Genomic DNA, 14,040 nt, shown 5'->3' on the forward strand with positions numbered 1-14,040 from the left:
GCTCCCAAGGCTGATGCTCCTAAGAAGGAGGCTCCCAAGGCTGAGGCTCCTAAGAAGGAAGCTCCCAAGGCTGATGCTCCTAAGAAGGAAGCTCCTAAGACCGAGGCTCCTAAGGCTGAGACCCCTAAGAAGGAGGCGCCCGAGGCTATATCTGATAAAGCCGATGAGCCAAAAGATGACAACGTGAAGTTGCTCACGACTCCTGAGGTGGAGATTAAGGTAGTGGGTAAGATTGACCTCTCTTCATTTGATGAGAAGAAGAAGTCGTCGCAAAGGAAGCGTAAGCGCATCCGCGGTGGTAAGGTCAATGTTGAGCAGGAAGGTAAGAAGCAACAAGGCCGCGAAGGAGGCAAGGCTAAGCAAGGCGCTACTAATAAGGGACAAGGTGCCCAAGGTGGAGCTCAGCAAGGTAACAACCGCAACAATAATAACAATAAGGCTCAGCAAAAGCAAGGACGCAAAGCCAAGCGCAAAGCTAAGCAAGAGGAGAAGCCTGAGATTACACAGGAGGATATCCAGAAGCAGATCAGAGAGACAATGGCGGCTATCCAAGGTGGACGACGGAAGTCTACCAACCAAGCTGCTAAGTATCGCAAGGAGAAGCGTGAAGCACACCGTCGTGAGATTGATGCCGAGGAGCAGGCACTACAAGAGGATAAGACACTACAGCTCACTGAGTATGTAACCGCCAATGACTTGGCACAGATGATCGATATCCCTGTTAATGATATCATCATGCTCTGCTTCAACCTTGGTATGATGGTCTCTATCAATCAGCGACTAGAGAAGGATACCATTGACCTCATCCTTGATGAGTATGGATATACACCTGAGTACGTAGAGGCTCAGGTGCTAGATATGATTGAGACGGAAGAGGACTCTGAGGAGGATCTGAAGCCACGTGCTCCGATCGTAACGGTGATGGGTCACGTAGACCATGGTAAGACGTCTCTATTGGATGCTATCCGCAATGCCGACGTGATTAAGACGGAGGCGGGAGGAATTACGCAGCACATCGGTGCGTATAGCGTTACCCTCGAGGATGGTCGCAAGATTACCCTGCTAGATACTCCAGGGCACGAGGCCTTTACCGCCATGCGTGCGAGAGGTGCCAAGGTAACCGATATCGTGATCATCGTAGTGGCAGCGGATGATGGTGTGATGCCACAGACAAAGGAGGCTTTGAGCCACGCGTCACTTGCCGGCACTCCAATCATTTTTGCGATCAATAAGATTGATAAGCCACACGCTAATCCTGATAAGATTAAGGAGGAGTTGGCCAATCTCAATTACCTCGTAGAGGATTGGGGTGGTAAGTATCAGAGCCAAGAGATTTCTGCAAAGAAGAATATTGGTATCCAAGAGCTACTCGAAAAGGTATTGCTTGAGGCGGAGATGATGGACCTTAAGGCCAATCCAAACAAAAAGGCAGTCGCTTCGGTGCTGGAGAGTACTATGGAGCAAGGCCGTGGCTACACCACCAAGGTGCTGGTACAAGAGGGAACTCTCCATGTGGGGGATCATATCTTGGCTGGTTCCAACTTTGGTAGGGTCAAGGCACTCTTCAATGAGCGTGGAAAGAATGTAGAGTCGGTGGGCCCTGCTGAGCCAGTAAAGGTGCTCGGACTCAATGGTGCTACTCAGGCGGGTGAGATCATGAATGTGCTAGATACCGAACAGGAGGCTAGGGAGATAGCTACTCGCCGTAGTCAGCTCAAACGTGAGCAGAGAGAGCGGACGCAGCACTTGCCATCGCTAATGGATCTGAGCCGTCGTATTGCCGAGGGTAATGTCCAGGAGCTCAATATCATCGTCAAGGGTGATATGGATGGTTCGGTAGAGGCACTTTCGGACTCTATTGTGAAGCTCTCTACCGATGAGATCAAGGTGAATGTCATTCACAAGGGCATCGGACAGATCTCTGAGAGTGATGTGATCCTCGCTTCGGCTTCAGACGCTATCATCATCGGCTTCCAGGTGCGTCCTGCACAAGGGGCTAAGAAGTTGGCTGAGGCTGAGGGGGTAGAGATCCGTACCTACTCTATCATCTACGATGCGATTGATGATGTCACCACCGCTATGGAGGGTATGCTTTCGCCTGAGATCAAGGAGCGTGTCACTGCCAATATCGAGGTGCGTGAGACCTTCAAGGTATCCAAGGTGGGTACCATTGCTGGATGCTATGTGGTGGAGGGCAAGGTGTCTCGTACCGATAAGGTGCGTGTAATTCGCGATGGTGTGGTGGTACACACTGGTGCCCTCGGGTCGCTCAAGCGCTTCAAAGACGATGCCAAGGAGGTGGTCGCTGGCCTAGAGTGCGGACTTAATATAGAGAATTACAACGACGTACAGGTCGGAGATATCATTGAGGCCTACGAGGAGATGGAGGTAGAGCGTAAGCTCTCCTAATACAGAGGTAGCTCCTCTCTCCACATGAGGGAGACGCACTGAGCACTCCTCATCTATCTTTTTACGAGCAAGTAACATACTAGCTCAGAAGTGGACAACTAGAGAAATCGAAAGATATGCATTGGTTGGATATTACGCTCCTATTTCTTCTTGGGATAGCTATCCTGAGGGGTTATAGGAGCGGTTTTATGTCGCAAGCGATTCAATTGGGGAGCTGGGTATTGGCGTGGTTACTTGCCGACCCTGCTTCTCAAGTACTTATTGACCTGTTTGCTGCAAAGGGGGTGACCCTAACTATGGGCTGGATTACGTGGCTCATCGCTTTCCTGGTGGTACAACTCCTGAGTCGCCTGCTCCTTAAGTTTTTCTTTAAAGGCGTCGGCGTGGCACTAGGGATATTCAATAAGGTGGCTGGGGCACTACTTTCACTACTTGTCACCACCATGGCACTGGTGGTGATGCTCAATTGCTATTCGGCCCTCAGTCCACGGTATGGCTGGGGTGGTGTGCCCCAACAATCCACTATCGCACCCGAAATAGTGCGGTTTGGGGAAACAATTCTCCCCACACGGCTGTTAATCCAAAAGGAAGTGAATCAACATCTAACACCTAAGGCGAAGGAGGCAACTCCCGCCGACACGATATAATAATATATGAGCGAACATTTTGATGATATAATAGACAAGGTGACGCAGTCCGACTATGAATATGGTTGGACTACCGATGTCGAGACGGAGTATATCCCTAAGGGATTATCCGAGGAGACGATTCGCCTGATTTCAGAAAAGAAGGGAGAGCCCGAGTGGATGCTGGAGCGGCGTCTCGATGCTTATCGCCACTGGCTTACCATGGAGCAACCCGATTGGGCACACCTAGATATCCCTGAGATAGACTTTCAGGAGGTGATCTACTTTGCTCAGCCCAGGGCACGCAAAAGCCATGATGAGGAGATGGATCCTGAGCTAGAGCGTACCTTTGAGAAGCTAGGCATCCCCGTAAATGAGCGTAAAGCGCTTGCTGGCTATGCCGTGGATGCGGTAGTGGATAGCTCCTCAGTAAAGACTACATTCAAGGAGACTCTGGCAGAGAAAGGGATCATCTTCATGTCCTTTAGCGAAGCCCTCAAGGAGTATCCCGAGCTGATCAAAAAGTATCTAGGTACCGTAGTCGGCTATCGCGACAACTTCTTTGCGGCACTCAATGCTGCAGTATTCTCCGATGGTTCTTTCGTCTATATCCCTAAAGGAGTGCGTTGCCCAATGGAGCTGAGCACCTACTTCCGTATCAATGCGATGAACACCGGTCAGTTTGAACGTACTTTGATCGTCGCCGACGAGGGGGCTTACGTTAGCTACCTAGAGGGGTGTACCGCTCCCATGCGCGACGATAATCAGTTGCACGCTGCGGTGGTGGAGATCATTGCCGAGACCGATGCCGAGGTGAAGTACTCTACAGTACAAAACTGGTACCCTGGCGATAAGGAGGGTAAGGGAGGTATCTACAACTTCGTTACGAAGCGAGGCATTTGCCGTGGCGACCGCTCCAAGATTTCTTGGACACAGGTAGAGACCGGTTCGGCCATTACATGGAAATATCCTAGCTGTATTCTGCAGGGTGATGACTCGGTGGGGGAGTTTTATTCCGTGGCGGTGACCAATAACTTCCAGCAAGCCGATACCGGCACCAAGATGATACACCTCGGTAAGAATACCCGTAGCCGTATTGTATCTAAGGGTATCTCGGCAGGCAGAAGCGAGAATAGTTATCGAGGACTGGTCAAGGTGAGTAGCGGTGCACAGAATGCTCGCAACCACTCGCAGTGTGATAGCCTCTTGATAGGGGATAAGTGCGGGGCACATACCTTTCCTTATGCCGAGGTGCATAATCCTACCAGTATCATTGAGCACGAGGCGACTACCTCCAAGATTTCAGAGGATCAGCTCTTTTATTGCAATCAAAGGGGCATCCCTACCGAAGAGGCGGTGGGGCTTATCATCAATGGATATGCCAAGGAGGTGATGAATAACCTGCCGATGGAGTTTGCCGTAGAGGCACAAAAGCTCCTATCGATCTCCCTCGAGGGCTCGGTGGGTTAAGTGAAGTGAAGAGGATAATTAAAGTTTGCTAGAAAATAAGAGATATATATGTTACAGATAAAGGATCTACATGCTAGGATTGAGGATAAGACCATTTTGAAGGGGGTCAACCTCACCGTAAATGCTGGAGAAGTACACGCTATAATGGGACCTAATGGAGCAGGGAAGAGTACCCTCTCCAATGTGCTCACGGGTCATCCTCGCTATGAGGTAACTGGTGGTTCGGTGCTCTACAATGGCCACAACCTCCTTGAGATGGAGCCAGAGGAGCGTGCACAGGAGGGCATCTTTATGAGTTTCCAATACCCAGTGGAGATCCCTGGGGTCAGTATGATTAACTTCCTTCGCACCGCAGTGAATTCCAAGAGAGTAGCACGCGGGGAGCACCCTATGAGTGCCTCGGAATTCCTCAAACTGATCAAGGAGAAGCAAAAGCTAGTGGAGCTCAATAGCGAGCTCACGGGGCGTGCCGTGAATGTTGGCTTCTCGGGCGGTGAGAAAAAGCGTAACGAGATATTCCAGATGGCTGTGCTACAGCCTGCTCTCTCTATCTTGGATGAGACCGATTCGGGCCTAGACATCGACGCACTGAAGATTGTAGCACACGGAGTCAATACCCTTCGTTCACCCGAGACGGCAGCGATAGTGATTACTCACTACCAGAGGCTACTCGACTTTATCAAGCCCGATATCGTACACGTGCTACTCGATGGCCGTATCGTGAAGACAGGTGGCCCCGAGCTTGCCCTAGAGCTAGAGGAGCGAGGCTATGACTGGATTAGAGAAGAGCAAGAGAAGGAGGCAGAATGAAAAAGAGTAAGAGAAAGGAAGCACAGCTGGCACTCGCTCAGCACTTCCTCAGTCAGTACCAGCCTGCCCCCACGCATCCGCTCCTAGAGCGTGATCGAGCAGCCGCTAGGGAGTACCTTCAGGAGCGAGGGCTACCTATCTACCGTGAGGAGGACTACCAGTATTTCAAGATTGATGAGTGGCTCTCCAAGGAGTGGCAACTCTCTTCCGCCCCACGCCTTACTGAGGCCGAAGCAAAGGCTTATGCTTGCCGACTTACCTATCCCGATGTGGTGCAAGCCTATTTGATTGGTGGCAAAGTGGCACCTTCGGCAGAGAGTCAGGGTTACTTCGCTGGCTCGATCACTGAGTTCGCTAGCAAATACCCTGAGGTGGCGGAGCGATATTATAATCAGATGCCCTCTACCAAAGAGGCACGTCTCACCCAGCTCAATAGCCTCTATAATGAGGACCTATTTGTCTACTATATCCCAGAGGGAGTACACTTGCCCTCCCCTCTGCACCTTATTCATTATCCTTCTTCTTCTAAAGACCAGGGGCAGACACTTACCTTCCCTCGTATCCTTGTGATTGCCGAGGCGGAGAGCGAAGCTACACTGCTTTTCTGCGACCATGGAAAACACGAGGAGGCGACTGGCTATATCGGTGCCATTGAGATCTATGTGGATCGAGGGGCCAAGTTTAGCTACTTCAATATCGAGGAGAGTAGTACCCACAGCCTGCGTGTTATGGAGACCCATATCCAGCAAGCTGAGGATAGTACAGTGATTGTGGATAATGTCACGGTGCAAAACGGAGCAACGCGCAACAACTTCTTTTGCGACCTCATAGGCGAACGAGCCTCTATCGACCTCGATGGTTTGGGCGTGCTTGACGATGCTAAGCGACTAGACAACTGGTGCTTTATACGCCATAGCAGTCCCAATTGCCACTCCGACCAACTCTTTAAGTACACCATGAATGATACCTCCATTGGCTCTTTCTGTGGTAGGATCTACGTTGCTCCTGATGCTCAGAAGACCGAGGCGTATCAAAATAACCGCAACCTCCTTCTTTCGGAGCAGGCGAAGATGTTTTCCAAGCCACAGCTAGAAATCTATGCCGATGATGTGAAGTGTTCGCATGGTATGACCACTGGTGAGCTCAACGAGCAGGCAATCTTCTATATGCGTCAGAGAGGAATCCCATTGATGGAGGCCAAGCTGATGCTCACCGCCGCCTTTATGAGCGATGTGCTAGAAAAGATTAGTTACCTCCCTCTGCGTGAGCGACTCATCAATACCATTGACAAGCGGTATAGAGGCCTACCTGCCTCCTGCCAATAACCGTTTCCCGAAATAGATAATATCCCCGTTGACCCTACGGATCAGCGGGGATTTTTTTATCGGAACTGGCTCATTCAAATCGGAGATATGAGCCTAGTTTGACCACTCAAGCATATTTTTGGAGGCCACCTTGGATACTCTCTTTCGACCCATCTGTATCGTCTTAGAAATCAAATGGTTATAAGAACGAAAAATGAGATGCAACTAAGCATTTGCTTTGTTGCATCTCGCCGTTTGCTTAGTTGCAACTAACCGATTGCTTAGTTGCATCTCAGTTTTTGCTCTCCTCCTACAAGGCGTTTTGAGACTATTTGGAGGGTTCCAAATCTTCGCCCCCTTTTGGCTAGAGGGCGTAGCGGATCATGAGGAGGATGGTGACGATGACGAGGGTCCAATTGAGTTGTTTGTATTGGCCGCTGAAAAGCTTTACTAGGGTGAAGCTGATCATACCGAGTGCCATTCCCTCTGCAATGTTGTAGGTGAGCACCATAGTGAGCATGGTGATGAAGCAGGGGAGTGCCTCGGAAAGGTCGGAGAGGTTGATATCTCTCACGGAGCTCAGCATCAGCACCCCTACCATCACTAGTGCCCCTGTGGTAGCAGCGGAAGGGATGATGAGGAAGAGTGGGGAGAAGAAGAGTGCTAGCACAAAGAGGAGTGCGGTCACTAAGGCGGTGAGCCCTGTTCTACCCCCTTCGGCAATACCGGAGGCACTCTCCACGAAGGTGGTGACGGTAGAGGTACCGAAGAGTGCACCTGTGGAGGTGGCGATGGCATCGGCCATCATTGCCTGCTTTATGTTCTTGACATTCCCCTGCTTATCCATCATCTCGGTATTGGCTGCCGCTCCTATGAGAGTGCCCATGGTATTGAATATATCCATAAAGACCAAGGCAAAGATGGTGAGTGCCATATCTGCATTAAAGATCGCGTGGAAGTCGAGCTTTAGGAAGGTGGGCTCTAGGGATTGGGGCATTGAGATAACCGAAAAGCCGGAGGGCACGTGGGTAACCCCCATCGGTATACCGACAATGGTGATGATGATAATGCTGTAGAAGAGAGCGCCTTTGACCCTCAGTACCATCAACACTCCGCTGAGGATGATTCCCATCATAGCGAGAAGGGCGGTAGGGGTGAACTCTCCGAGGGCAACGAACGTGGCGGGGTCGCTCACGATGATTCCCGCATTCTTCAACCCGATAAAGGCGATAAACATTCCGATACCACTGGAGATGGCGAAGCGTAGATTGATAGGGACACACTTCACGATCTGCTCTCGTATATTGAAGAGCGTGAGGAGGATAAAGATGATACCCTCCACGAAGATCGCTGCCAAGGCGGCTTCCCAACTATAGCCCATCGCTTGTACCAATGTAAAGGCAAAGAAGGCGTTGATACCCATACTTGGGGCTTGGGCAAATGGGAGCTTTGCCATAAAGGCGATCAAGAGGGTGCCGACTGCCGAAGCGAGTGCAGTGGCGGTGAAGACGGCTCCTCGATCCATCCCAGCGGCACTTAGTATATCTGGATTGACCGCTAGGATATAGCTCATGGTGAGGAAGGTGGTAAGCCCTGCCATCATCTCGGTCTTGAGGTGGTATTTCTTTGGGTCGAAGCCCAACCATTGATAAAGTTTTTGCATCTCTGTAGTGACGTCTATGTAGTTATGCTATTTTAATCGGAGTGTTGAAAGATGTGCAGGAGATGCGAGGGGCACCTGCCATAGCTTAGTGAGTGTTACTTCGCCCTTGGGTAGGCGGATCTGTTGCTGGTGCTCGACCCACGTGGTGGGGATCTCTAGCTGAAGGTGTGATGCTTTTGCCCACCGATTATAGAGCTTAATCGTGATTTGGTTCTCCCCTTTTCGGAGAGGCAATAGTAGCTGGAGCGTGGCATTGCCCTCCTCTCGGTGGAGTGCACCATCAATGTATTCGCCATTGAGGTAAAGGAGGATGCCATCGGTGTAGGTGAGGGTGAGGGGCAACTCGGTTGCCTTATCTACTGTGATCGCTTGCCGGAATAATCGTCCTGAACTGAAGCCCATAGGAAGCGTGACCCCTTGTCGTAAATCGGCTTGCGATGGGATCCACTCTGGGTTGTTGGCGATAGTCGCCATCCGTCCTCTCTGAGGTGCCTCTTCGAGTGGACCCCATTGGTATGGTGGGGTCGGTATTGTGCTACTCCGTTCGGGATGTAGGGTTAGGGGCTTGCCATTGAGCAGAATCTCCCTCCCTACCTCCTTGTCGGTATAGGTGAGGGTGTAGCTCTTGGCACGAGGAACGCTCCACTGATAGCCTACGATGCTTTGGAAACTAGCATAGTAATCTGCCGAGGAGTGGGCAAATAGCGGTGCCGCATTGAGCGGTGTGAGTGCCCCCTTAGTTACTTCTTGCTTTGGTGCTCTATACTTGGTTTTGTAGAGATGATAGTAGGTGTTGCTGGCGATGAGCTGAGCACCCTTAGGGGCGGGAGTTCCTTTCTTCTGAAAGATAAACTTATGGCTTCTATCGGCACTTAGTGTGGCGAGTTGGTTGGCCGTTGCGGCAGGATGGGTCTGATAGATCGCTTCCTTAAAGGGGGCTAACTCCTCGCCAATCCGCTGGATCACCTCCGCCTCAAAAGGAACGATAGAGCCGTCGCCCTTCGGTCCGATATTGAGTAGGTACTTGCCACCATAGGCAACCACCTTGAGCAGTGCATCGAGTTTCTCTTGCACCTTCGCCTCTACCGATCCCCTCTCTTGCCACGATCGGTAACCCCATGTCTCATCAAAGATAGAGGCGGCTGTTTGCCACGGCATCGCCATCAAATAGTCGGGGTATTCATTGTCCGCCATCACGCAGAAGTCGGCGTAGTCATTGCCGAGACGTCCGCTCACCATACAGTCGGGCTGTAGCTGATGTACGAGGGCATAGAGCTCGGCACTTTGCTCAGTGGTGAGGCTTCCCATATCAAACCAGAGCTCATCTACTCGCCCATACTTGGTGAGTAGCTCCCGCACCTGAGCCATATTGTATTGGTGGTGTGGTGGAGTGATGGGGTCGGCATTGTGCGAAGTGAAGGGCACCGCATAGGGGTAGTGCCAATCGATGAGTGAGAAGTAGATGCCGAAGCCGATGCCGGCTTGGTGGCACGCCTCTGCTAGCTCGCCGATGAGATCCCTCTTGGCAGGGGTGTTCATCACATTGTAGTCGGTGGTCTCGGTATCGAAAAGGCAGAAGCCATCGTGGTGCTTACTGGTCATTACCACACTCCGCATACCGCCCTTCTGTGCCAAAGCGACGATCTCTTGGGCATCAAACTTTGCCGCATCAAGTTGTTGAGTGTAGGCTTCATACCAGTCGCTAAAGCCGATGCCGAAGGTGAGGATTTGCTCCGAATAACCTTTCGTGACCGGCTCTCCCTGAAAGACGCCACCAGGGATGGAGTAGAGCCCATAATGTACAAAGAGGGAGTACTTATCGCCGTACCAATCGTTGCTTTGTGCTGAGGCGGTAAGGGCTACTAAAAGTGAGAGTAAGAGTTGGTAGAGTCTTTTCATGGTCTTAATGGTTTTTGATGCAGTATCTCCCTCCTGGGAGTGAGTGGATTTGTCCATTCAATTCAAGCTCAAAGAGCATTCCAGAGATGGTTGGCACCTCTTCTCCTAGCTGCAATGCAAGGTCTTCGAGGGTGAGGTGGTCGGCGGTGCGTAGGGCCTTGAGTATTGGGTTGCTCTCCTCCTGCTCCTCTTCAAAGGGAAGCCTTTGGGGCTTGAGTGTGGGGAGTAGGTGGAGCTCGTCTAGGAGCTTATCGGGGGTGGTGATGATGCTTGCTTTTTGGTGGGCAACTAGTTTGTTGCACCCTTTTGAGGCGGGGTCAAAGATTCGGCCAGGAGCAACAAGTACCGAGCGGCCGTAGTCAAAGGCGATGTTGGCGGTGATGAGTGAACCACCTCGCTCGGCACTCTCTACGACTACGGTGCCGAGGGAGAGACCAGCGACAATCCGATTGCGTTGCACAAAACGCTGGGGTAGAGCGCGAGTGCGGTAAGGGTATTCGGTGACCACGCCACCACCCGTGGCGATCATCTGCTCGGCGAGGTCGCGGTGTGAGCTAGGGTAGAGGGTGTAGTGCCCATGTGCCACCACGCCGATGCTCTTAAGCCCATATTTCAGAGCCGCTTGGTGCGACAGTTTATCCACACCGTAGGCGAGTCCACTCACAATGGTGATATCGGGGCGTAGTGCAGCAATCCCCTCCATAAGGTATTCGAGCACATCAAGTGAGTAGTGGGTATTGCGTCGGGTGCCGACAAAGCTTATCATCGGGCCTGAGGGGATTTGCCCTTTTACGTAAAGCACTAACGGGGCATCGAAGCACTGAGCCAAGAAGGGCGGGTACTCCTCATCGCCAAAAAAGTAGAGCTTGAGTGGTCGCCCACGCTTTTGTAGCTCCTCCAGTATCTCCAATTCTCTCTTCGCTAGCTCTGCCCCATTACCCGAGAGTAGCAATTGTGCTAGCTTTGGTCGGATATTGGGGTGCTGCATCAGCTCCGCAGGGGTGGCTGCCATCACCGCTTCTGCCGAACCCATTTCCTCGATAAGGGCTTTGGCGGTGACAGGTCCTATCCCCTCCGTGAGACTAAGCTGTAGGAGAGCCAACTGCTCGGAAGAAAACTGCAGGGAGCTTTCCATTTAAGGCTGGATATTAGCTAGGAGTTGGTCAAAGTATTCGCCTCGTGTCAATTTCCCGTCCTGCACCAGCACAGCCGAGATCTTGCCCACGGCGGCTATCTTTTTATCCGAAAGGCGAATGACATCTTGGTCAAAGACAAGTCGCACGCCCTCGCGATGCACATTGAGGCCTACCCAAAAGCGGTCACCACTCTTGAGGGAGACCTTGTAGTCGATCTCCACTCTCGCAACAAAGGCGTCGTAGCCGAGGTCGTGCATCCGTCCGAAGTTATCGCCGAGGCTCTCGAGAAATTCGTGCCTCGCATGCTCCATATAGCGCTGGTAGTTGGCGTTATTGACCACTCCTTGGAGGTCGCACTCGTAGTCTCTCACCTTCATCTCAATGAGATAGAGGTACTTCTTATCTGGCAGTTGGCTCATAAAAACTTGCTTTTTCCTTTCTCTTCAACCATTCTCATCACATAAAGGCGGTCGCCTGGACGTACCTTTTCGGGCACCTTGACGCTAAAGCGAATGCCTTTTTCTGTAACCTCAGAGGCGATGCTATCGGCTACCCGCATCTCATTGGCAGGGAAGAAGACGGCTCCTGTAGTGGGTCCTGTGATGAGGAGCTCCTCGCCCTCTTTGATAAGCCCACTCTCGAGCTCCAATTCTGCTACGCCGAGCTTGGAGAAGTACTTGATCACCCGACCGACATGCGTCTTGACCCTTGTGGCAGAAGAGCCGTACTTGTGTGTCCACTCGCCCAATCGCTGGCCGAGGTAGTAGCCGTCCCAAAAGCCACGATTGAAGACGGTGGCGAGTCGCTCGTCCCAATCCCGTATCTTCTCCTCGGTGTAGCTCCCATCGAGGTGGGCTAGAATCGCCTCATTGTAGCACTCGCAGACCGTCCGTACATACTCGGGTCCCCTGGCACGCCCCTCTATCTTAAAGACACGCACCCCAGCGTCCATCATCTTATTCATAAAGTGGATGGTCTTGAGGTCTTTTGGCGACATAATATATTGGTTCTCCACCTCCAGCTCCATATCACTTGTGGTATCCTTGACTAGGTAGCTGCGTCGACAGATCTGGTTGCACGCCCCGCGATTGGCACTGCTATTCATCTCGTGCAGGCTGAGGTAGCACTTGCCACTTACCGCCATGCAGAGAGCGCCGTGGGCAAACATCTCTATCCGTACCAGTTCGCCCCTTGGCCCTCGGATATTCTCCTCCACAATGGCTTGGTGGATGCGATCCACCTGGTCTAGATTGAGCTCTCGTGCCAGCACCACCACGTCGGCAAAGCGGGCGTAGAAGCGGAGTGCCTCCACATTGGTGATATTGAGCTGCGTAGAGAGATGCACCTCTACCCCTTGGTCAAAGGCGTAGCTCATCGCCGCAATATCGCTCGCGATGATGGCCGATATGCCAGCCGCTTTGGCGGAGTCTACAATCTCGTGGAGTAACTCCATATCACCATCGTAGATGATGGTATTGACCGTAAGATAACTCTTCACCCCCTTTTCGTCGCAGAGCTTTACGATCTCCTCCATATCGTGGGTGTCGAAGGTCTTGGCACTCCTTGCCCGCATATTGAGCCCTTCGATGCCGAAGTAAACGGCATCGGCACCCCCTTGTAGTGCAGCGTGGAGCGACTCCCAGCTGCCTACAGGTGCCATAATCTCAAAGTCTTTGCGACTGAGTCCTTTCTGTATCATCAGAGGATATTTGTCTCCTTGGTAAACTTGATGATCTCATCAATGTAGCCAAAGGCTAGCCCCGTTACGCTATCGGCACAGCCGTAGTAGATAGCAATTCGGCCAGTCTCCGCATCGTGGATCGCTGCACAAGGGAAGGTAACATTAGGTACATCGCCCATGCACTCATACTGCTCAAGGGGGCTGATCAGATACTCCCCACTGCGGGCAATCATCTTCCAAGGCTGCTCCTTATCTAGCAGTGCACTACCAAAGGCATAGACATACCCATTGCAGCTCCTCAGTACTCCGTGGTAGATCATCAGCCACCCCTCGCTAGTCTCGATAGGGATAGGTCCGGCACCCACCTTGAGGCATTGCCAAGCACTCACCTCGAAGGGTGCTGGCGCCATTACGTGGCGGTGCTTACCCCAGAATACCATATCAGGAGACTCGCTATAGAAGATATCGCCGAAAGCGGTATGTCCATTGTCGCTCGGACGAGAGAGCATCGCGTAGTTGCCATTGATCTTACGAGGGAAGAGCACGCCATTCCTATTGAAAGGAAGGTAGGCATTCTCTAGCTGATGGAAAATTTCAAAGTCCTCCGTCCACGCCACTCCAATCGTAGGCCCATGATAGCCATTGCACCAGGTGACATAATACTTGCCCTCCATCTCTACCACACGTGGGTCGTAGCCATAAACCCACTCACCGATCTCAGGGTCGGGGCAGGTGAATTCGATCTTCTCAGGGCGGATATCCCACTTGATACCATCCTTACTGAAGCCTACGTGCAGACGCATACGGCGGTTCTTATCATCCACTCTAAATACCCCAGCAAAGCCATCCTTGTATGGCACCACGGCACTATTGAATATGCTATTGCTGTGAGGTGTCTCGTAACGACCGATCACCGGGTTTTGGCTATAGCGCCAGAGTACCTCCTTTGACCCCTTTGGTCTATCTTCCCACGGCATATTGGGCATCGCAGGCCCTTCAATCTTTATATCCATATCTCTATTGATTCATTAAAAAGTGATTA

11 protein-coding genes are annotated in these 14,040 nt (G+C 51.8%); 5 read left to right on the top strand and 6 right to left on the bottom strand.

Features of this window, described 5'->3' with window-relative positions:
- The 5 genes from infB to A3GK_RS0106825 form a co-directional block, all read left to right on the top strand.
- A partial coding sequence (gene infB / locus A3GK_RS0106805) for a translation initiation factor IF-2 (RefSeq protein ID WP_018028720.1) occupies positions 1–2,409 on the top strand: 2,409 nt, incomplete at its 5' end.
- A gap of 116 nt (positions 2,410–2,525) precedes the next feature.
- Entirely contained in the window at positions 2,526–3,056 is a 531-nt protein-coding gene (locus A3GK_RS0106810) for a CvpA family protein (RefSeq protein WP_018028721.1), read from the top strand.
- Between the two features lie 6 nt (positions 3,057–3,062).
- Entirely contained in the window at positions 3,063–4,505 is a 1,443-nt protein-coding gene (gene sufB / locus A3GK_RS0106815) for a Fe-S cluster assembly protein SufB (RefSeq protein ID WP_018028722.1), read from the top strand.
- Positions 4,506–4,553: 48 nt separating this feature from the next.
- Positions 4,554–5,315, top strand: coding sequence for a Fe-S cluster assembly ATPase SufC (sufC, locus tag A3GK_RS0106820; protein WP_018028723.1), 762 nt, complete (start codon positions 4,554–4,556; stop codon positions 5,313–5,315).
- A complete protein-coding gene (locus A3GK_RS0106825; protein WP_018028724.1) occupies positions 5,312–6,640 on the top strand; it encodes a SufB/SufD family protein in 1,329 nt (442 codons plus the stop codon). The genes sufC and A3GK_RS0106825 overlap by 4 nt, the downstream gene beginning before the upstream one ends.
- 343 nt (positions 6,641–6,983) lie before the next feature.
- Here the strand turns inward: A3GK_RS0106825 and A3GK_RS0106830 are convergent, their stop codons facing one another.
- The 6 genes from A3GK_RS0106830 to A3GK_RS0106855 are packed head-to-tail and all read right to left on the bottom strand — an operon-like array spanning position 6,984 to position 14,011.
- A complete protein-coding gene (locus A3GK_RS0106830) occupies positions 6,984–8,282 on the bottom strand; it encodes an NCS2 family permease (RefSeq protein ID WP_018028725.1) in 1,299 nt (432 codons plus the stop codon).
- A gap of 27 nt (positions 8,283–8,309) precedes the next feature.
- Positions 8,310–10,181: an alpha-L-fucosidase gene (locus A3GK_RS0106835; RefSeq protein WP_018028726.1), complete on the bottom strand. Its 1,872-nt coding sequence runs from the start codon at positions 10,179–10,181 to the stop codon at positions 8,310–8,312.
- Positions 10,182–10,185: 4 nt separating this feature from the next.
- Positions 10,186–11,316, bottom strand: coding sequence for a DNA-processing protein DprA (gene dprA, locus A3GK_RS0106840; protein WP_018028727.1), 1,131 nt, complete (start codon positions 11,314–11,316; stop codon positions 10,186–10,188).
- Positions 11,317–11,736, bottom strand: coding sequence for an acyl-CoA thioesterase (locus A3GK_RS0106845; RefSeq protein WP_018028728.1), 420 nt, complete (start codon positions 11,734–11,736; stop codon positions 11,317–11,319).
- Positions 11,733–13,016 (bottom strand): peptidase U32 family protein, encoded by a 1,284-nt coding sequence (locus A3GK_RS0106850; RefSeq protein ID WP_018028729.1) that lies wholly within the window; start codon positions 13,014–13,016, stop codon positions 11,733–11,735. The genes A3GK_RS0106845 and A3GK_RS0106850 overlap by 4 nt, the downstream gene beginning before the upstream one ends.
- The gene (locus A3GK_RS0106855) at positions 13,016–14,011 is read right to left on the bottom strand and encodes a glycoside hydrolase family 130 protein (RefSeq protein ID WP_018028730.1); all 996 of its coding nucleotides are present in this window, start codon (positions 14,009–14,011) and stop codon (positions 13,016–13,018) included. Before A3GK_RS0106855 ends, A3GK_RS0106850 begins: the two co-directional genes overlap by 1 nt.
- Between the last annotated feature and the right edge of the window lie 29 nt (positions 14,012–14,040).

The sequence above is a fragment of the Porphyromonas somerae DSM 23386 genome (genome assembly GCF_000372405.1).
In the GTDB taxonomy this organism is placed as follows: Bacteria; Bacteroidota; Bacteroidia; order Bacteroidales; family Porphyromonadaceae; genus Porphyromonas_A; species Porphyromonas_A somerae.

What these genes read in the sequence shown, in the direction of transcription:
- dprA (WP_018028727.1), bottom strand. Translation starts at nt 11,316, where the DNA reads ATGGAAAGCTCCCTGCAGTTTTCTTCCGAGCAGTTGGCTCTCCTACAG.
- A3GK_RS0106850 (WP_018028729.1), bottom strand. Translation starts at nt 13,016, where the DNA reads ATGATACAGAAAGGACTCAGTCGCAAAGACTTTGAGATTATGGCACCT.
- A3GK_RS0106845 (WP_018028728.1), bottom strand. Translation starts at nt 11,736, where the DNA reads ATGAGCCAACTGCCAGATAAGAAGTACCTCTATCTCATTGAGATGAAG.
- sufC (WP_018028723.1), top strand. Translation starts at nt 4,554, where the DNA reads ATGTTACAGATAAAGGATCTACATGCTAGGATTGAGGATAAGACCATT.
- A3GK_RS0106835 (WP_018028726.1), bottom strand. Translation starts at nt 10,181, where the DNA reads ATGAAAAGACTCTACCAACTCTTACTCTCACTTTTAGTAGCCCTTACC.
- A3GK_RS0106825 (WP_018028724.1), top strand. Translation starts at nt 5,312, where the DNA reads ATGAAAAAGAGTAAGAGAAAGGAAGCACAGCTGGCACTCGCTCAGCAC.
- A3GK_RS0106810 (WP_018028721.1), top strand. Translation starts at nt 2,526, where the DNA reads ATGCATTGGTTGGATATTACGCTCCTATTTCTTCTTGGGATAGCTATC.
- A3GK_RS0106855 (WP_018028730.1), bottom strand. Translation starts at nt 14,011, where the DNA reads ATGGATATAAAGATTGAAGGGCCTGCGATGCCCAATATGCCGTGGGAA.
- A3GK_RS0106830 (WP_018028725.1), bottom strand. Translation starts at nt 8,282, where the DNA reads ATGCAAAAACTTTATCAATGGTTGGGCTTCGACCCAAAGAAATACCAC.
- sufB (WP_018028722.1), top strand. Translation starts at nt 3,063, where the DNA reads ATGAGCGAACATTTTGATGATATAATAGACAAGGTGACGCAGTCCGAC.